Genomic DNA, 17,275 nt, shown 5'->3' on the forward strand with positions numbered 1-17,275 from the left:
TGTCAGGCCAGGCCGCCGCTGGCTCCGTCGGCCAGAAGATTAGCGACGACGAACATCGACAGACCCATCATCAGCGTGCCGGCGGCGGTGATTGCCGGGAGAGCTTTTCGCGCGGCCGTTGGCACTGGCCGGGAACTGCACCACGACGACTGGTCATGGGCGAAGCGCTGCAACCGTTCCGTGTGTTGCCGCGATCATGGTGGGCCGGCATAGTGCTGGCGGAGTTCGCGGCGCAGCGGAGCTAGCGGCCAGCGTACTCAGAATGGGCCTGGGCACAATGCCAGACAAGAACGCGCTGGACGCAAAGCATGGCGGCGAATGGACAATGTCCTGGCGCTTGGTCATACTTGCGGCCGCAGCGATTAACGTTGTGATGCTCTTGGCAGCGCTGTTCGTCGCGCAAATTCTTGGTCTGGACGCTACGATCTTCTATCGAGATCCATCTGCAGCCGCCGACGTCGGCTTCTATACGGGGTGGATTTCGTCTCTAGGTGCCTCATTATGGATCGGCACCGGCGCTGCGACCCTGTTTGCTGGTCGGCTCACGCGCCGATGGGATTGCACGTTTCTCGGCGGCCTTACCCTGGTTTTGGGCCTCGATGACCTGTTGTTGATCCATGAGGACGTGCTGCCCGTTGTTGCGATACCAGAGATTGTTCCCATGATTGCCTATGCCGTCGCCGGGTTGTTCTGGTTCTTTCGGCTGCGACGGAAGACATTCGAGGGCACGATCGTATTTGTGGCCGCAGGCTTCCTACTCGCGATGTCAGCAGCCATCGACCAGCTGGGAGAGCTGTTTCCAACCTCGGATTCGGCGGTCGACATCGCCGAAGACGCCGTCAAAGAGCTTGGCATCTTTCTTTGGGCGGCAGGTGCCGTCGGGTACGCGGCGATGGTGACACGATTGGGCCGCCCGTGGGTGGATCCAGCCGATCCCAACTCTACAGGCTGACTGCCGCACATGCTATGAGCCAACGGCGGTGATCACCACCGGCACGATCAGGGGCGACAGCAGCAGCGGCATGACGATGCGGCGGCCGGGAAACTTTTCGTCGGAAAGCGCAATCGCTGCAAACGTGCCGAGTGTCGTTGCGATCAGCGTCGTCCCGAACGCAACGATCAGGCTGTTCCCGATCGCCGATTGCCAGCGTTGGGTGCCGAGCACGACCGCGTACCAGCGCGTCGAAATCCCCTCCAGCGGAAAGATGAAGAAGGCGCCGCTGTTGAACGATAAGGGAACCGGAACGAGGATCAGGAGGAGAAACAGGATCATCATGCGAGGCCCTTGGGCACGGAGGCGATGAGGCAGGCGAGGGGGAAGCCCAGTATCAGCGTGGCCAGCGTCTCCGCCGCGGCGACGAAGAATGTGGGCATGAACACCTGCAGGAAGATCGCCTGCTCCGGCGGCACTCTTTCAATGCCTCCAATTCGTGCGCCAATCGCTTCCGGCGGCCACCCGCGCCAATGCGCTGGCGCTCGCCGGTCTGCTGGCCGAGCCCCTGACGGCCTGGGAGGAGGTGGTGGCGGACGCTGACCTGGCAGACTTGCCGCGCTCCAACGGCTGTCTCTACTTGTATCGTCGCGAGAGCGATTTCGCCAAGGCCGCTGGGGGCAGGGCGCTGCGCGCCGGGTTTGGCGTCCATCAAGAGGTTCTGATGCCGGAAGCGGTGGCCGCGCTGGAGCTCGGCCTGCCCGCGACCGGGGCCAGCGGTCTGTACTTCCCGGACTCGATGAATGTCACCGATTCCCGGCCGGTCATCGGTCCGTCGCCTCCAGGGTGATCCATGCCTTCGGTCATGGTCATCTCGGCCTGACACTCGCGCCGATCACCGCGCGCCTAGTCGCCGAGCTGATCACTGGTCGCGGCGATCCAGCGCGTCTCGCGGCGTTTTCGGCTGATCGCTTCCGCGCCTGATCGATCGAACATTTCGCCGTCGGGTTGCGATCAAGTCGCGCCGACCTGGGCTGGATACCCCCTGATTGTCCGCTTCTCCCATTGCAGAAGCCGCACCGGGACAATAGATGGTGCAGCAACGGCTGCCCTTCTGCCGGCCGGAAATAACAGGATCATGCGCATGACCGATACGCTCGACGCAGCGAAACTGACCGATCGCGTCGCAGCCCTGGTCGAGGCTGCCAAACGGGCCGGCGCCGATGCCGCGGATGCGGTTGCGGTGCGCGGCCGTTCGACCGGCGTGTCGGTGCGGCTCGGCAAGGTCGAAGGCACAGAGGCGTCCGAGAGCGAGGACGTCTCGCTGCGTGTCTTCGTCGGCAAGCGGGTAGCGAGCGTTTCGGCAACGGCGGCATCCAACCCCAATATGCTGGCCGAGCGTGCCGTCGCCATGGCCAAAGTGTCGCCCGAAGATCCCTATCAGGGTCTCGCCGATCCGGCCTTGCTGGTCAAGACGCCGCGCGACCTCGATCTGTTCGACGCCACTCAGGTGTCGGCCGACCAGTTGAAGGAAGCAGCCCTTGCCGCCGAGGCGGCGGCGCTTGCCGTCAGGGGCGTCACCAATTCGGCCGGCAGTAGCGCCAGTGCCGGGCTGGGCGGCCTTGTGCTCGCCACTTCGCATGGGTTTGTCGGCCATTATGTCGCGTCGCGCTTTTCGCGCTCGACCAGCGTGATCGCCGGCGAGGGCACCGGCATGGAGCGCGATTACGAATTCTCTTCGCGCCAGCATTTTTCCGATCTCGACGCGCCGGAAGACATCGGCCGCAAGGCCGGCGAGCGCGCCGTACGCCGTATTGGCGCGCGCAAGGCTGCGACCGGGCCGGTCGACGTGGTGTTCGATCCGCGCGTGGCTCGCGGCATTGCCGGCCATCTCGCCGGTGCCATCAATGGCGCCGCCGTGGCGCGCAAGACCAGCTTTCTGCGCGACATGATGGGCAAGAAGGTGGCTTCGGCCGCAATTACCGTCACCGACGAGCCGCTCCGGCGCCGCGGCCAGGCCTCGCGCCCGTTCGACGGCGAAGGCGTCGAGGGCGAAAAACTGTTCATGGTCGACAAGGGCGTGCTCAACCACTGGTTCCTGTCGACCTCGGCAGCGCGGGAGCTCGGCCTTGTCACAAATGGGCGCGGCTCGCGCAGCGGCTCGTCCGTCTCGCCGTCATCGACCAATCTCGCAATCGAGCCTGGCGAACGGACGCCGGAAGAGCTGATCAAGTCGCTCAAGACCGGCTTCTACGTCACCGAAGTGTTCGGCCAGGGCGTCGACATGGTGACAGGCGAGTACAGCCGCGGCGCTTCCGGCTTCTGGATCGAAAACGGCGAGCTGGCCTATCCCGTCGCCGAGGTGACCATCGCCTCCAATTTGAAAACCATGTTCCTCAACATGGTTCCGGCGAGCGATCTCGATCGCAATTTCGGCACTGCCGCGCCCACGCTTTTGATCGAAGGAATGACCCTTGCCGGAGCTTGATCCGGCCGTCTCGGCCGGCGCTACTGAAGACCTGCAGCTGCTGCGCGACGCGGCCCGCGAGGCAGGGCTCATCGCCATGCAGTACTTCAACAACAATCCGCAGGTGTGGATGAAGGGCGGCACCTCGCCGGTCAGCGAAGCCGATCACGCCGCCGACAAATATCTGCGCGAAACCTTGCTGGCGGCCCGGCCGGACTATGGCTGGCTGTCGGAGGAAACCGTCGACGACCCGGTAAGGCTTATCGCGCGCCGCACCTTCGTCGTCGATCCGATCGACGGCACGCGCGGCTTCCTCGAGGGCTTGCCCACATGGTGCGTCAGCGTAGCGGTGGTCGAGAACGGCCGCACGCTTGCCGGCGTGCTCGACTGTCCGGCGAAGGGCGAGATCTATTGGGCGCTGCGCGGCGAGGGCGCGTTCCTGAATGGCAAGCGCATCAGCGTGCGTCCGCCGTCGGAAACGGCCGAAATCGCCGGACCGAAGCCGATGATCGACCTGCTGCCGGCGAAATGGCACAAACGGCTGAAGCGGGTGCCCTATATTCCTTCGCTCGCCTACCGGCTGGCGATGATCGCCGGCGGCCAGCTCGATGCCACCTTCGTCAAGGCCAACGCGCATGACTGGGACATCGCTGCGGCCGATCTCATCCTGCGCGAGGCAGGCGGCGCCGTGCTCGATCGGCACGGCCGCGCGCCGCTCTATGCCGGCGAAGTGATCCGTCACGGACCGCTCGCCGCCGGCAGCGGCGAACTCCTCGCCGTGCTCGCGGGCGTCATCGCCGGGCTGGACAATTGAGCGCTATCAATAGTTCCAAAGTCGGCGGCTTTGGTCTAGACCTGTCCCAAACTCACGATATGTGAAGGATCGACATGGCCGCTGAAGACGGAAAGAAACAGCTTTTGCACCTGGTGTTCGGCGGCGAACTCAAGAAGCTGGGCGGCACCGAATTCCGCGATCTCGACGCGCTCGACATCGTCGGCATTTATCCGGACTACCAATCGGCGCACGCCGTCTGGAAGGCCAAGGCGCAAGCTAGTGTCGACAATGCCCATATGCGCTATTTCGTCGTTCACCTGCACCGCCTGCTCGACCCCGAAAACAAGGCTGTCGGTTGACATCGATGAACCATGAAGCGGTCAAGCGTTCAGCCCCGCGGTCGGCGGTCAGACGTCGCAAGCCGAAGACGTTCTGGCGCAAGATCCGCGAACCGCTGGCGCAGTCGCGATTCGTCAAGAATGCGCTTGCCGCGCTGTTTGCGTATTTCGTCCGCCTTGTCCGCTTGACCAACCGCATGGTCGACGGATCGGCCAAGTTTTCCGGCGGCGCCTATGCGCAGCTCGAGCCTGGCATCATCGCCCTCTGGCACGGCCAGCATTTGCTGACCCCGGCCTATTATCCCAAGGGACGGCCGCTGGTTGCCATGGTGTCGCGCAGCGCCGATGCCGAGCTCAACGCGCTGATGGTCGAGAAATTCGGCATCGAGGCGGTGCGCGGCTCTGGCGGGCGCCAAAGCGCAAGGCATCTCGACAAGGGCGGGGCCAAGGCGCTCATCGCCCTCAAAAAGTCGCTCGCCACCGGCAAGAATGTCGCCATGATAGCTGATATTCCCCACGGAACGCCACGCGATGCGGGGCTGGGTGTCGTCCTCCTGGCGCGGCTGTCCGGCCGGCCGATCCTGCCTGCCGCGATAGCCACCAGCCGCCGCAAGGTGATCGAGGGCAGCTGGGACAAGACGACGATCAACCTGCCCTTCGGCCGCTCCTCGATTGTCGTCGGCACGCCCGTCTTCGTGCCGGCCAACGCCGACGCCGCGGAAATGGAACGCAAGCGCCAGGAGGTCACGGCCTCGCTCAATGCCGCGACCGCCGAGGCCTATCGGCTTGTGGACGGTTCGAAATGAGTATGCGCTGGGCGCGCGCCTTCCTGACGGCATACCGTTTCGCCGGGGCCGCCGCCTACCCGCTGGTCGGACCTTACGTCGCCTGGCGCACTTCCAGAGGCAAGGAGGACCGCATTCGCCGGCGTGAACGCTACGGCGTCGCCGGACGCGAGCGCCCCGAAGGCCCGGTGATCTGGATCCATGCAGCCAGCGTCGGCGAGACCATCGCCGTCGTGCCGCTGGTCGAGAGCATTCTCGATTACGGCGTCAACATCGTGCTGACCACAGGCACCGTCACCTCGGCGCAGGTCGCCGAAGAACGGCTGGGCGACCGCATCATCCACCAATATGTGCCGCTCGACCTCAAGCCGGCGGTCAGCCGCTTCCTCGACCATTGGCAGCCGGACCTGGCGATCATCGCCGAATCGGAGATCTGGCCGATGACCATCCTGGAACTCGGCGCCCGCCGCGTGCCGCAGGTTCTGGTCAATGGCAGGCTGTCCGACCGCTCTTTCAAATCCTGGAAGAAGCGCGCCAACATTGCCGAAGCATTGTTCGAGAATCTCGCCCATGTCGTTGCCCAATCGGATCTCGATGGCGAGCGCTTCCTTTCGCTCGGCGCCCGGCCGGTCACCGTGTCCGGCAATCTCAAGGTCGACACCGCGCCGCCGCCGGCCGACGAGCGAGCACTGGCGGCGCTGAAACGCCAGATCGGCGGTCGCCCGACCTGGGCGGCGATCTCGACCCATGATGGCGAAGAGGCGGTCGCCGCCGAAGTCCACGCCATGCTGCACAAGCGCCACCACGGGCTTTTGACGATCATCGTGCCGCGCCATCCCGATCGCGCCGGGCAGCTGGCCGCCCAGATTTCCGGCATGGGCCTGAAGCTGGCGCAGCGCAGCAAGGGCGACAGGATCACTGCCGACACCGATATTCTGCTCGGCGACACGATCGGCGAGATGGGGCTTTATCTGAGACTGACGGAAATCGCCTTTGTCGGCCGTTCGCTGACTTCCGAGGGCGGCCAGAACCCGCTGGAACCGGCCATGCTGGACACGGCGGTGCTTGCCGGCCGCAATGTCCAGAATTTTCGCGAGGCCTATCAGCGCCTGCTCGATAGCGGCGGCGCCAAGCTGGTGCGCGACCGCGATATGCTAGCCGGCGCCGTCAATTTCCTTTTGACCAACGAGGCGGCCCGCCATGAGATGATGGCGGCCGGCGCGGCGACGGTCGACGAGATGCGCGGTGCGCTGGCACATACGCTCAGGTCGCTCGAGCCCTATATCCAGCCGCTGGTCGTCAAGTCGCGCCTGAAGGGCGCGAACGGGCGCTGACGTGACCTCGGAAGCGCCGCCCTTCTGGTGGGAAGAGCCCGACTGGCGGGTCACGGCGCTGTCGCCGCTCTCCGCCATCTATGCGCTTGTCGCCGGTCGCCGCATGCGGCATGCACCGCGCGAAAAGGTCGAGGCGCCGGTGCTCTGCGTCGGCAACTTCACCGTCGGCGGCACCGGCAAGACGCCGGTGGCGATCGAATTGGCCGAGCAGGCCCGGCGCATGCAGCTCAACCCGGGTTTCCTGTCGCGCGGCCATGGCGGCTCCTTCGCGCAGCCGCATATCGTCGATCCGCGCCACGACGCCGCCAAGCATGTCGGCGACGAGCCGCTGCTTCTGGCCGAACACGCGCCGGTCGCGGTGACGCCGAACCGGGCCGCCGGCGCCAGGCTTCTGCTGGAGAAGCTCGGCTGCGATTTCCTGATCATGGATGACGGTTTTCAGAGCGCGCGCATCCACATCGACTATGCGCTCGTCGTCGTCGACGCGCGCCATGGCATCGGCAATGGCTGCGTCATCCCCGGCGGGCCGCTGCGGGCAAACATCGTCGACCAATTGGTCTTCACCAGCGCCTTGCTGAAAATGGGCGAGGGCACCGCGGCCGATACGGTCGTGCGCCAGGCAGCGCGCGCCGGCAGGCCGATCTTCGAGGCGCATACCGCGCCGAGCAGCAAGGTGACGCTGGCCGGCAGGCGGTTCCTGGCGTTCGCCGGCATCGGTCATCCCGACAGGTTTTTCGACACCGTAAGCGAGGCCGGGGGCGAGCTTGCGCTGACCCGACCATTTCCTGACCATCATTTCTACAGTGCGGACGAGCTTGCCGAATTGGCGGCGACAGCACGTAAAGCCGGGCTTGGCCTCATTACCACCGCCAAGGACGCTGCCCGCCTGCGTCACGGCGCAGCACCGCCGGAATTCCTCGAAGGACTCGATGTGCTGAAGATCGACACTGTGTTCGAGCTTGACCACGTGCCGCAGCGCATTATCGACGAGACGCTGGATGCCTGGCGGCAGCGCAGGCTGAGGGGCCGATCAGCAGCTTGAGCACCGAGGCGATGTAGGACTGGAATTTGCAGCTTTCCGCCGGTCGAGCGTATTTTGTTCTTGCTTTGTGCCGGCAGCTATGCTACTAATTTGAGTATGGTGATGATTCGCCGGTGACCCGCCCTCGAGCGCGAGGCGGGTTTTTTATTTCAAGATAGCCTTTAAGGTTTCGGCGTTGCCGGCCTGACGCGGCGGCAGAGGGCGCAGGGTCGCAACGGGGCGACTCTCCATTTGCGCTGGACTAGCGTCGGCGGCGCAGTTCCGGATGCGCTTCGATCTCGCGGCGCAGCGAGGCGGCGGCATTCACATAGGGTTCCTGCCTGGCGACACTCCAGTATTTAAGCTCGTCGAGCGGGATGCTCTCGCCGGTCACCGCGCAGCGCACGAAGGCGCCGGGGCTGGTCACCTGGAAGTCGCCATCGAGATAGCGGATGCGGGCTTCCTTGCCGCCGGGTCCTTCGAAACGGTTCATCATGGGGTGGTGCCGAAATTCATGACGATGTCATCGCCACAAATTGCGGCGAGGTCAAGCTTGGTTGGCCTTGCCTGGTTCTGTTTCTGGCGACACTTGCTCAAACAAGCCGGCAAAGCGAATGCCAATGCATGTCGCGCAAAAGTGTGCGGCGGTTTTCCGCGACATGCATAAAGACAAGAACCTGAAGCACGTCGCATGATGCCGGTCGAACGCGACGCGCCTTAGGCATCTCATTCCTCGGCCGTGATAAACTGCTCGATCTTCTCCGCTGGCAGCCCGGCCTGGACGGCGATGCGCCGGGCGAGTTCGGCGGCGGCGGCGCGCGGGCGCCCCAGCGGCCGGTCGAGCCAGTAGGATATCGGGCTCAGCGCACTGCGTTCGTCGACGGCGACGATGCGGCCCGATTTCAATTGGTCCACCGTCAACGGCGGACGTGCCAGCGCAATACCGAGCCCGTGCGCGGCGGCGTCGAGCACCAGATTGTAGTCCTCGAAACGGCGGTCGTGCGGCCGCGGCCGATAGTCCATCTCCTGCGCCGCAAACCAGGCGCGCCAGGCCGAAGCGTCGGAATCGTTGATCAGCGGAAATTCGAGCAGCCGGGCAGGATCTCCGCGGCCGATCTCCCTGGCCAATTCCGGCGAGGCGACCGGGAACACATATTCTTCGAAAAGCTGCACCGAGATCCGGCCCGGAATGCGGCCGCGCCCGCAGCGGATCGACAGGTCGATGCCCTCGTCGGCAAGATCGCCTTGGCGGATGTCGACGTCGAGCACTATACGCAGCTTCGACGGGTGGTTCTCCAGCGCCGCCATACGCGGCATCAGCCACAGCCCGCTGACCGAAGGGATCGAGGTCAGCCGCACCACCGCCGTGCCGCGCGGCTCGACCCAGCGATCCGAATTGCTGGCGATCAGGGCAAAGGCTTCGGTGGTGCGCAGATGCAGCCGGTTGCCCTCGATGGTCAGCGAGACGCCGCGCGCGCCGCGATCGAAGACTTTCAGCCCGAGCCAACCCTCGAGCTTGGCGATCTGCCGGCTGACGGCGCCGTGAGTGATGTTGAGCTTCTCGGCCGCCGCCGAAAAGCTGCCGGTCCGAGCCGCGGCGTCGAAGGCGCGCAGCGTTTCGAGCGGCAGCATCGGGTCTAAGCTGTGATCCATAGTCACAGGTGATCCTCGATTTGTTCGTTTGTCAACCGACCCGCAATAGCGTTTCTCTACTTCATGGCATTGGATCGCGAGGACACCCAGATGAGCGCTTACACCGGCACGTTGAATACGACACAGCGCATGGATGCCACGGCTGCCATCGCGGTGGCGCTGACGGTGGTCGGCTGGGCCTCCGCCTTTCCGGCGATCCGCGCCGGCCTTGCCGCTTTCGGGCCGCTGGAACTTGGCGCGCTGCGCTTTGCCATCGCCGCGGTTCCGGCGGCGATCTTCCTCGCGGTCAAGCGGCCGGCGCTGCCCAGGCTCGATGAACTCTGGCGCTTTGTCTTCGGTGGTGCCGTCTTCGTCGCGCTCTACACGGTGATGCTCAATTTCGGCGAGCTGACCGTTTCGGCCGGTGCGGCCGGCTTCATCATCAATGTCAGCCCGATCTTCACCGCCATCATGGCCATGGCGCTGCTCGGCGAACGCTTCTCGGGCCTCGCCTGGGCCGGCACATTCCTGTCCTTCGCCGGTATCGGGATCATCGCCATGGGCGAGGGGCAAGGGCTGCATTTCAACAATGGTGCGCTGCTTGTCCTCGGCTCGGCGCTGTGCTCGGCCGTCAACACCATCGTCCAGAAGCCGCTGTTTGCCCACCATCACCCGCTGACGATCTCGGCCTCGAACATGGTGCTTGGCGCGCTCTGCCTGTCGCCGTTCCTGCCGAGCGGTCTGGCGCAGGCGGCGGTCGCCGACACCGCCGGGCTCGGCGCCGTCATCTTTCTCGGCATCGTGCCCAGCCTGATCGCCTATGCCGCGTGGGCGACAGCACTTTCCCGACTGCCCGCGGCGCGTGCCTCGACCTTCCTCTATCTGGTGTCGCCGATGGCGACGCTGATCGGCTTCTTCTGGCTGGGCGAGGTGCCGACGCTGCTCGGCATAATCGGCGGGGCGCTGGCGCTGGGCGGCGTCATTGTGGTGAATTTGAAGAGATGAGAGCTTTAGTGCTTGACTGCTGGTGGCGTACGCGGCTGATTTAACTAGAAGTACGGTTGCCACCAGTGAGCTTTGAATGCCTAAGACGTTTTTCAGGGATGGTTCGACGTTTCGCCCAATAGCAGTTGGTTACGGCAGCTGTATTGCGACCGACCGCATCACCGTGGATGGCGCGCAAGTAGGCTATCTTTACCGCGAAACGCCAGATCATCCGGTTGATAGCGGATGGTGCTTTTTTGCAGGCGATGAATCTGACGAATACATCAACGACCCCAACAATTCCGGGTTGTACGATGTCAATACAATTGCGAATTACGACCCGCTCATTACCTCTTGTTTAGAGGCGCCTTGTGGAAGTGCGTTTTTGAGAATCGAGGGGAAGTTTGTCCGTCAGAAGTTCGAACCCCCAGATGATGATTAAAGCCGCCTGTGGAACCAGCCTTGCTAGCGAGTTATAGACAGCGCCAGCGCGAGCGACCTTCTCACCGCCTCCCAAACAGCCTCTCGATATCCGCCAGCTTGAGCTCGATGTAGGTCGGGCGGCCATGGTTGCAGGTGCCGGAGCCCGGCGTCGCCTCCATCTGCCGCAGCAGCGCGTTCATCTCTTCCGGTTTGAGCAGGCGGCCGGAACGTACCGAGCCGTGGCAGGCCATGGTCGCGGCTATTCTGTCCAGCCGCTCCTTCAGCGTGTCGACCGTGTCGTTGTCGGCGATCTCGTCGGCGAGATCGCGCACCAGCTGCTGGACGTTGGTCTCGCCGAGCATCGACGGCGTCTCGCGCACCGCGACGGCACCGGGGCCGAAGCGCTCGATGCCGAGGCCGAAGCGGGCCAGCGTCTCGGAATGCCTGGCAAGCCGCTCGGCATCCTCTTCCGACAGATCGACAATCTCGGGCAACAGCAGCATCTGCGACGGCACCGAGCGTGAGTGGAGGGCGTTCTTCAAGGCCTCGTAGACCAGCCGCTCATGTGCCGCGTGCTGGTCGACGATGACCAGCGAATCCCTGGTCTGGGCGACGATATAATTCTCGTGCACTTGCGCGCGCGCCGCGCCCAGCGCCGTGCCGAGCAGCGTTTCCGCCGCTTCGTTTTGCCCGGCGCGCGCATCGGCGCTGTGCAGCGGCCCGGCGTCGAAGGCCGCCTGCTCGTCCTCGCCGAACCCGTCGCCCATATTGAGCGGCCGCTGCGGCGAACGGGCAGGATCGAACCCGGCAAAGCCCGATGCCCGATAGGCGGCCTCGTAGCTGCGGTGACCGTTGGCCGGGCCACCATGCGCATAGGATGCGGCGCCTGGCCGGAACGCCGCCATCATGCCGGCGGCCCCTGTGGTGGCGGGGCGGATGCCGGCATTGGCCAGCGCTTCGCGAATGGCGCCGACGATCAGCCCGCGCACCAGCCCCGGGTCGCGGAAGCGCACGTCTGCCTTGGCCGGATGGACGTTGACGTCGACGATCGCCGGATCGAGCGCCAGGAACAGCACGGTGACGGCATGGCGGTCGCGCGGCAGCACGTCGGCGAAGGCGCCGCGAATGGCGCCGGCGATCAGTTTGTCACGCACCGGGCGGCCGTTGACATAAGCGTATTGCTGCAGCGCGTTGGCGCGGGTGAAGGAGGGGACCGAGACATGGCCGGCGAGATGCACGCCGTCCCGCGTCGCGTCGATGGCGATCGCATTGTCCGGAAAGTCGGCGCCCATCACCTGCGCCACCCGGCGCAGCCGGCCTTCCAGGCTGTCGTCGGTCGCCGGCAGTTCCAGCGTCGAGCGGTCCGGGCCGGCCAGGGTGAAGCGCACGGCGGGAAAGGCGATGGCGATGCGCTTGACCACGTCGCCGATGGCCGAGCTTTCGGCGCGCTCGCCCTTCATGAATTTGAGCCGCGCCGGCGTGGCGAAGAACAGGTCGCGCACCTCGACCGTGGTGCCGCGATTGGCGGCGGCCGGCCTGACGGCGGAGACGCGACCGCCGTCGATGCCGATCTCGGCGGCGTTTTCACTGGACGCGGTGCGCGAGCGGATCGACAGCCGCGCCACCGAGCCGATCGAGGGCAAGGCCTCGCCGCGAAAGCCGAGCGAGCGGATGTCGTGAATGTCGTCGGCGAGCTTGGAGGTGCAATGGCGCGCGATCGCCAGCGCCAGTTCCTTTTCCGGAATGCCCGAGCCGTCATCGCTGACGCGGATCAGGTTCAGCCCGCCGCCGGCGGTGACGATCTCGACTCTGGTAGCGCCGGCATCGAGCGCGTTCTCGACCAGTTCCTTGACCACGCTTGCCGGACGCTCGATGACTTCGCCGGCGGCGATCTGGTTGATCATCGTTTCGGAAAGCTGGCGGACGGGCATGGCAGCACTATAGGCGGATTCGTGGCCGATGCGGGAGGGTAGAATTGCGGAATCCACGCAGCTGACCGCGAGCGCGCGTTCAACTCATGAGCTTGGGCAGCGCTGCTGCCAGTGCATCGACGGCAAGGCGGACTTTCATCGGCAGATGAGGCGTCTGCAACCAAAGGGCATGAACGTCGTAGAGAAACCGGGATTGTTCCGGCAATAGCAGGACAAGCGCGCCCGCCTGGATGCGCTGGCGAACCAGCCAGTACGGCAGCCAGGCGAGCCCCATGCCGGCGGCCGCGGCATCGGCGATGGCATCGAGATCGTCGAGCCGCAATCTGCTGACGGGCCGAATCTCCGTCGCGAGCTGGTCGTTGCGCGGAAACAGCCACGGCTGAACGGCGCGCCCGGAACGGCGGTAGATGATCGCGTGATGGCTGCCCAGGTCATCTATTTCCTGCGGCTGGCCGTGCCGGTCGAGATAGGACGGCGACGCGCAGACGACCATGTGCTGGCGCGCGATGCGACGCGCCATAACCCCGGCCTGGTCCTCCAGGTCGCCCGTTCTAATGGCAAGATCGCAGCCGTCCTCGGCGAGGTCGGCGAGGGTGTCGCTGAACGACAGGTCAAGTTCCAGCGCCGGATATTGCTGCGCAAGCCCGAACAGGATCGGGGCAACGCAGCGCCTGCCGAAATGCACCGGCATGAGCACGCGCAGCTTTCCGCGCGGTTCGGCAAGCTGGTCGGCGGCGAGTGCATCCGCGGCCTCCGCCTCGGCAAGCACCAGCCGGCAGCGTTCGTAATAGGCGCGCCCGAAATCCGTCAGGCTTTGGCGGCGCGTGGTCCGGTTGATGAGGCGCACGCTCAGGCGCTCCTCGAGAAACCGGACATGCTTGCCGACCATCGGCCCGGACAGATCGAGCGCGGCCGCCGCGGCCGCGAATGAGCCCAGATCGACGGCTTTGACGAACACGGCCATGCTCGTAAGGCGATCCATATTCAAAACCTACAGTTTCTGCTGATCTACTCAAGCGGCTATTTATCCGCCTGATCGCCGCTGGCATAGACGATTCAGTTCAAATATTTTGGAGTTGTGACCGATGGCGCGTGTCGTTCGTTTTCATGAGCTTGGTGGTCCCGAGGTTCTGCGCATCGGGAATGTCGACATGCCTGCGCCCGGGCGAGGCGAGGTCCAGATCCGTGTCAAGGCGTTGGGTCTCAACCGGGCCGAGGCGCTGCTGCGTTCAGGCAGATACATCCAGACCGCGCCGTTGCCTTCCGGTCTTGGGCTTGAGGCCGCTGGCCTCGTCGAGATGGTGGGCGAAGGCGTAGAGGGCCTTGTGCCTGGCGATGCCGTAAGCGTCGTGCCGCCATTGTCGATGGTCCGCTGGCCTGCCTATGGTGAGATTGCCACATACCCGGCCGAGCTCGTCGTCAAGCACCCGCCGGCGCTGAGCTGGGAAGAGGCGGCCGCCGCGTGGATGCAATATCTCACGGCCTATGGTGCGCTGATCGACATTGCCCAACTTGGCCGGGACGACTTTGTCGTTATCACCGCGGCATCGAGCAGTGTCGGACTTGCGGCGATCCAGATCGCCAACCTGGTTGGCGCGATCCCGATCGCGGTCACACGGACGTCCGCCAAGAAGCGGGCTTTGGTTGCGTTCGGCGCGGCCCACGTCATCGCTTCGGCGGAAGAAGATCTGGAGGCCAGGCTGAAGGAAATCGCCGGCCCGGACGGCGTGCGCGTGGTGTTCGACGCCGTCGGCGGTCCGATCTTCGAGCCTCTGACGGCAGCGATGGCACCGGGTGGCATTCTCATCGAATATGGCGGATTGAGCCTCGACCGGACACCCTTTCCGCTACCTGCAGTGCTGGCGAAGACACTGACGCTGCGCGGTTATCTCATGCATGAGATCGTGCGCGATCCGGTCCGGCTGCAGGCCGCCAAGGCGTTCATCCTTGACGGACTGAGCTCGGGTTCGCTGAAGCCGGCAATCGCCAGAACCTTTCCGTTCGACCAGATCGTCGAGGCGCATCGTTATCTCGAAGCGAACGAACAATTCGGCAAGATCGTTGTAACGGTTTGACCGGGCATTTATCGGCATCACGCCTGCGCCGCCAGCCAGTCCCGCACCTTGCGGGCGTTGTCGCTGAGCTCGCGGTTCCTCGACCAGATGACATGAAAGCCCTTGCCGGTCGTCATCGTGTGGTCGGTGACGCGCACCAGCAGCCCTGATGCCAGCAGCCGCTCGGCGAGGTGACCCCAGCCGAGCGCGATGCCTTGCCCTTCCATGACTGCCTGGATCACCAGCGCATAGTCGTTGATACGCAAGCCACGTCCGGCATCGGCGATGTCGACACCAGCCGAGGCGAACCACTCGTCCCAGCTCGCGGCCTCGCGAAATGGCTCTTCGAGATGGATGAGGCGGTGCGATTGAAGGTCCGCGACACGCTCCGGCAGCCCGAACCGGGCCACATAACTCGCGCCGGCGACGGGGAATATCACTTCATCGGCCAACGGCAGCGAATGATAATCCGGCCATTCCCTGGGCTCGCCGCCGCGCACGCCGAGCGGGATGTCCTCGGCGATGATGTCGAGATCGCGGTCGGCGGTCTGGATGCGCAGGTCGATGCCCGGCAATTCGTCGCGAAACTGCTGCAGGCGCGGCATCATCCAGAATGAGGCGAAGGCGGTCGAGGCGGCGAGCGTCACATGCGCGCCGACGGCGATCTGGCGCAGATCCTCCGCCGACTTGCGGATGTGCGACAGGCCGAGCGAGACGTCGGCATGGAAGCGGTCGCCGGCCTCGGTAAGGCTGACTTGCCGGTGGCGGCGCTGGAAGAGTTTGGCGCCGAGCTGTTCTTCGAGCCCGCGGATCGCGTAGGACACGGCAGCCTGCGTCATGCCGAGTTCCCGTCCGGCGGCGGTAAAGCTCGACAGCCGCCCGGCGGCCTCGAAAACGATCAGGCTGCCCGCCGACGGCAGCAGATGGCGCAAGCTTCGCATAAGCTGACCTTATACAAGAGATCAGGATTTTCCAGCGTCACAGCTGCATTTTGTCTGGCTAGATTGGTCACCAACAGGAAGATGGAGCCTCCATGAACGCACCGGCCGTTGAAGTGAGCGAACATACCAATCGTCGCGCAGGTGGCCGCCTGGGGCGCAAGGCGCTGCGAGGCGCACCCGTTGCGTCATTTCCGACCCTGGTCCGCAAGATTCCGGTGTATCAGATGGTCCCGGACGAGGCGGTGGAGCTGATCCACCAGGAATCGCTCAGCATCCTCGAAGAGGTGGGATGCGAGTTCCGCGACGACGAGGCGATTGCAATGTGGAAGGCGGCGGGCGCCGATGTCTCGGAGACAAGGGTCCGCATCGACCGCGCCCTGCTGATGGAGCTCATCTCGAAGGTCCCGTCGGAGTTCACGCTCAATGCGAGGAATCCCCAGCGTTCCGTTCGTGTGGGTGGCAACAACTCCATCTTTGTGCCGATGTATGGCGCGCCTTACGTGCGCGACCTCGACAACAACAGGCGCTACGGCACACTCGCCGACCTCAACAATTTCCACAAGCTCGCTTACATGGCGCCGGCGCTGCACTCGTCGAGCTCCATCATCTGCGAGCCGATGGAAATTCCAGTGCCGAAACGTCACCTCCACATCATCCATTCGGCGCTGAAGCACTCCGACAAGCCGTTCATGGGCATCGTGACGTCCAGGGATCGAGCCGAAGACACGATGGCGATGGCGGGCATCGTGTTCGGCGAGGACTATGTCCGCGACAACCCGGTCCTGGTGGCGATCACCAATTGCAATTCGCCGCTGGTCTGGGATGCCACCATGCTGGACGCGATGAAAGTCTATGCGCGCCACAACCAGCCGCTGATCCTCGCGCCCTTCGCCCTTTGCGGCGCCTCGACTTCGGCCTCTGCCGTCGGTGCGGTCGCGCAGGTCAACGCCGAAGCGCTGGCGGGCGTCGCGTTCACACAGCTGTTGCGTCCGGGTTCGCCGCAGATCTACGGACAGTTCATGGTGACGGTCGACATGAAGACCGGCGCTCCCATGGGCGGCACGCCGGAGGCGGCCCAGATGATGTATCTCATGGGCGCGCTGGCGCGGAAGTATCGGCTGCCGTGGCGCACGTCCGGTTTCCATGTCGGCTCGAAGCTGAACGACGCCCAGGCGGGCTACGAGGCGAACATGCTGATGCATGCCGCCATCCTTGCCGGCGCCAACTACATCTGGCACTCCGCCGGTTGGCTCGAGGCCGGCCTGACCTGCGGCTATTCGAAATTTGCCACCGACTGCGAGCAGCTTGTCGGCTGGTACAAATATGCTGGCGGGCTGCCATTCGACGATTTCAAGGAGGCTATGGCGGCTATCCGCGAGGTCGGACCGCAGGGCCATTTCCTCGGCACCCAGCACACGCTCGAACATTTCGAGTCCGCCTTCTTCATACCGAGCATCATGGACTTCAATTCGTTCGAACAGTGGAAGGCGGAAGGAGCAAAGGACCACGACACCCGCGGCCGCGAGAAAGCGCGCAACATGCTCGCCGATTACGAGGAGCCGAAGCTCGATGAGGGCATCGCCGATGGTCTCAAAGATTTGATTGCGCGGCGCGAGGAGAAACTGCCGGACAGCGTTAGTTGATAACGGGCGAAGACCC

20 protein-coding genes are annotated in these 17,275 nt (G+C 64.6%); 12 read left to right on the forward strand and 8 right to left on the reverse strand.

The features are described 5' to 3' along the window. Nucleotides 1-2: 2 nt before the first annotated feature. Complete coding sequence (locus tag NKH50_RS24900) at nucleotides 3-173, reverse strand: hypothetical protein (RefSeq protein WP_352703298.1); 171 nt, start codon at nucleotides 171-173, stop codon at nucleotides 3-5. Nucleotides 174-277: 104 nt separating this feature from the next. Here NKH50_RS24900 and NKH50_RS24905 point away from each other — a divergent pair, with 104 nt between their 5' ends. Beyond that, on the forward strand, nucleotides 278-952 hold the full coding sequence (locus tag NKH50_RS24905; RefSeq protein ID WP_352703296.1) for a DUF8692 domain-containing protein: 675 nt from the start codon (nucleotides 278-280) through the stop codon (nucleotides 950-952). A 12-nt stretch (nucleotides 953-964) separates the two neighbouring features. On the opposite strand, the gene NKH50_RS24910 is transcribed toward NKH50_RS24905, so the two are convergent. Further along, the gene (locus NKH50_RS24910; RefSeq protein WP_352881589.1) at nucleotides 965-1,273 is read right to left on the reverse strand and encodes an ABC transporter permease; all 309 of its coding nucleotides are present in this window, start codon (nucleotides 1,271-1,273) and stop codon (nucleotides 965-967) included. Further along, nucleotides 1,273-1,410: a hypothetical protein gene (locus NKH50_RS24915; protein ID WP_352703291.1), complete on the reverse strand. Its 138-nt coding sequence runs from the start codon at nucleotides 1,408-1,410 to the stop codon at nucleotides 1,273-1,275. Before NKH50_RS24915 ends, NKH50_RS24910 begins: the two co-directional genes overlap by 1 nt. A gap of 151 nt (nucleotides 1,411-1,561) precedes the next feature. Between NKH50_RS24915 and NKH50_RS24920 the strand changes: the two genes are divergently transcribed. The 7 genes from NKH50_RS24920 (at nucleotide 1,562) to lpxK (ending at nucleotide 7,672) form a co-directional block, all read left to right on the forward strand. Further along, entirely contained in the window at nucleotides 1,562-1,915 is a 354-nt protein-coding gene (locus tag NKH50_RS24920) for an FAD-dependent oxidoreductase (RefSeq protein WP_352739225.1), read from the forward strand. A gap of 160 nt (nucleotides 1,916-2,075) precedes the next feature. Next, entirely contained in the window at nucleotides 2,076-3,419 is a 1,344-nt protein-coding gene (locus NKH50_RS24925; RefSeq protein WP_352703289.1) for a TldD/PmbA family protein, read from the forward strand. After that, on the forward strand, nucleotides 3,406-4,212 hold the full coding sequence (locus NKH50_RS24930) for a 3'(2'),5'-bisphosphate nucleotidase CysQ (RefSeq protein WP_352881592.1): 807 nt from the start codon (nucleotides 3,406-3,408) through the stop codon (nucleotides 4,210-4,212). The genes NKH50_RS24925 and NKH50_RS24930 overlap by 14 nt, the downstream gene beginning before the upstream one ends. Before the next feature lie 74 nt (nucleotides 4,213-4,286). Beyond that, nucleotides 4,287-4,532 carry a DUF4170 domain-containing protein gene (locus NKH50_RS24935; RefSeq protein ID WP_023674378.1) on the forward strand — a complete coding sequence of 82 codons (246 nt, stop codon included), beginning with the start codon at nucleotides 4,287-4,289 and terminating at the stop codon, nucleotides 4,530-4,532. A 5-nt stretch (nucleotides 4,533-4,537) separates the two neighbouring features. Then, nucleotides 4,538-5,317, forward strand: coding sequence for a lysophospholipid acyltransferase family protein (locus NKH50_RS24940; protein ID WP_352509467.1), 780 nt, complete (start codon nucleotides 4,538-4,540; stop codon nucleotides 5,315-5,317). Continuing rightward, complete coding sequence (gene waaA / locus NKH50_RS24945) at nucleotides 5,314-6,630, forward strand: lipid IV(A) 3-deoxy-D-manno-octulosonic acid transferase (RefSeq protein WP_352703285.1); 1,317 nt, start codon at nucleotides 5,314-5,316, stop codon at nucleotides 6,628-6,630. Before NKH50_RS24940 ends, waaA begins: the two co-directional genes overlap by 4 nt. Nucleotide 6,631: 1 nt before the next feature. Then, nucleotides 6,632-7,672, forward strand: coding sequence for a tetraacyldisaccharide 4'-kinase (lpxK, locus tag NKH50_RS24950; protein WP_352703282.1), 1,041 nt, complete (start codon nucleotides 6,632-6,634; stop codon nucleotides 7,670-7,672). Nucleotides 7,673-7,913: 241 nt separating this feature from the next. Here lpxK and NKH50_RS24955 read toward each other — a convergent pair whose 3' ends face one another. Then, a complete protein-coding gene (locus tag NKH50_RS24955; RefSeq protein WP_031211156.1) occupies nucleotides 7,914-8,147 on the reverse strand; it encodes a DUF2093 domain-containing protein in 234 nt (77 codons plus the stop codon). A gap of 230 nt (nucleotides 8,148-8,377) precedes the next feature. Next, nucleotides 8,378-9,304, reverse strand: coding sequence for a LysR substrate-binding domain-containing protein (locus NKH50_RS24960; protein WP_352881596.1), 927 nt, complete (start codon nucleotides 9,302-9,304; stop codon nucleotides 8,378-8,380). Nucleotides 9,305-9,394: 90 nt separating this feature from the next. Here NKH50_RS24960 and NKH50_RS24965 point away from each other — a divergent pair, with 90 nt between their 5' ends. Next, the gene (locus NKH50_RS24965) at nucleotides 9,395-10,288 is read left to right on the forward strand and encodes a DMT family transporter (RefSeq protein WP_352831743.1); all 894 of its coding nucleotides are present in this window, start codon (nucleotides 9,395-9,397) and stop codon (nucleotides 10,286-10,288) included. 76 nt (nucleotides 10,289-10,364) lie between these two features. Beyond that, nucleotides 10,365-10,709, forward strand: coding sequence for a DUF2185 domain-containing protein (locus NKH50_RS24970; protein ID WP_352541554.1), 345 nt, complete (start codon nucleotides 10,365-10,367; stop codon nucleotides 10,707-10,709). Nucleotides 10,710-10,770: 61 nt separating this feature from the next. Here NKH50_RS24970 and mutL read toward each other — a convergent pair whose 3' ends face one another. After that, the gene (mutL, locus tag NKH50_RS24975; protein ID WP_352881651.1) at nucleotides 10,771-12,621 is read right to left on the reverse strand and encodes a DNA mismatch repair endonuclease MutL; all 1,851 of its coding nucleotides are present in this window, start codon (nucleotides 12,619-12,621) and stop codon (nucleotides 10,771-10,773) included. Nucleotides 12,622-12,700: 79 nt separating this feature from the next. Next, a complete protein-coding gene (locus NKH50_RS24980; RefSeq protein WP_352881598.1) occupies nucleotides 12,701-13,603 on the reverse strand; it encodes a LysR family transcriptional regulator in 903 nt (300 codons plus the stop codon). Between the two features lie 103 nt (nucleotides 13,604-13,706). Here NKH50_RS24980 and NKH50_RS24985 point away from each other — a divergent pair, with 103 nt between their 5' ends. Next, a complete protein-coding gene (locus NKH50_RS24985) occupies nucleotides 13,707-14,696 on the forward strand; it encodes a zinc-dependent alcohol dehydrogenase family protein (protein ID WP_352881600.1) in 990 nt (329 codons plus the stop codon). Nucleotides 14,697-14,713: 17 nt separating this feature from the next. Here the strand turns inward: NKH50_RS24985 and NKH50_RS24990 are convergent, their stop codons facing one another. Continuing rightward, complete coding sequence (locus NKH50_RS24990) at nucleotides 14,714-15,616, reverse strand: LysR substrate-binding domain-containing protein (protein WP_352881602.1); 903 nt, start codon at nucleotides 15,614-15,616, stop codon at nucleotides 14,714-14,716. A gap of 92 nt (nucleotides 15,617-15,708) precedes the next feature. On the opposite strand from NKH50_RS24990, the gene NKH50_RS24995 reads away from it, so the two are divergent. Next, on the forward strand, nucleotides 15,709-17,259 hold the full coding sequence (locus NKH50_RS24995; protein WP_352739199.1) for a trimethylamine methyltransferase family protein: 1,551 nt from the start codon (nucleotides 15,709-15,711) through the stop codon (nucleotides 17,257-17,259). The last annotated feature ends 16 nt before the right edge of the window (nucleotides 17,260-17,275 follow it).

The sequence above is a fragment of the Mesorhizobium sp. M1027 genome (assembly GCF_040318745.1).
In the GTDB taxonomy this organism is placed as follows: domain Bacteria; phylum Pseudomonadota; class Alphaproteobacteria; order Rhizobiales; family Rhizobiaceae; genus Mesorhizobium.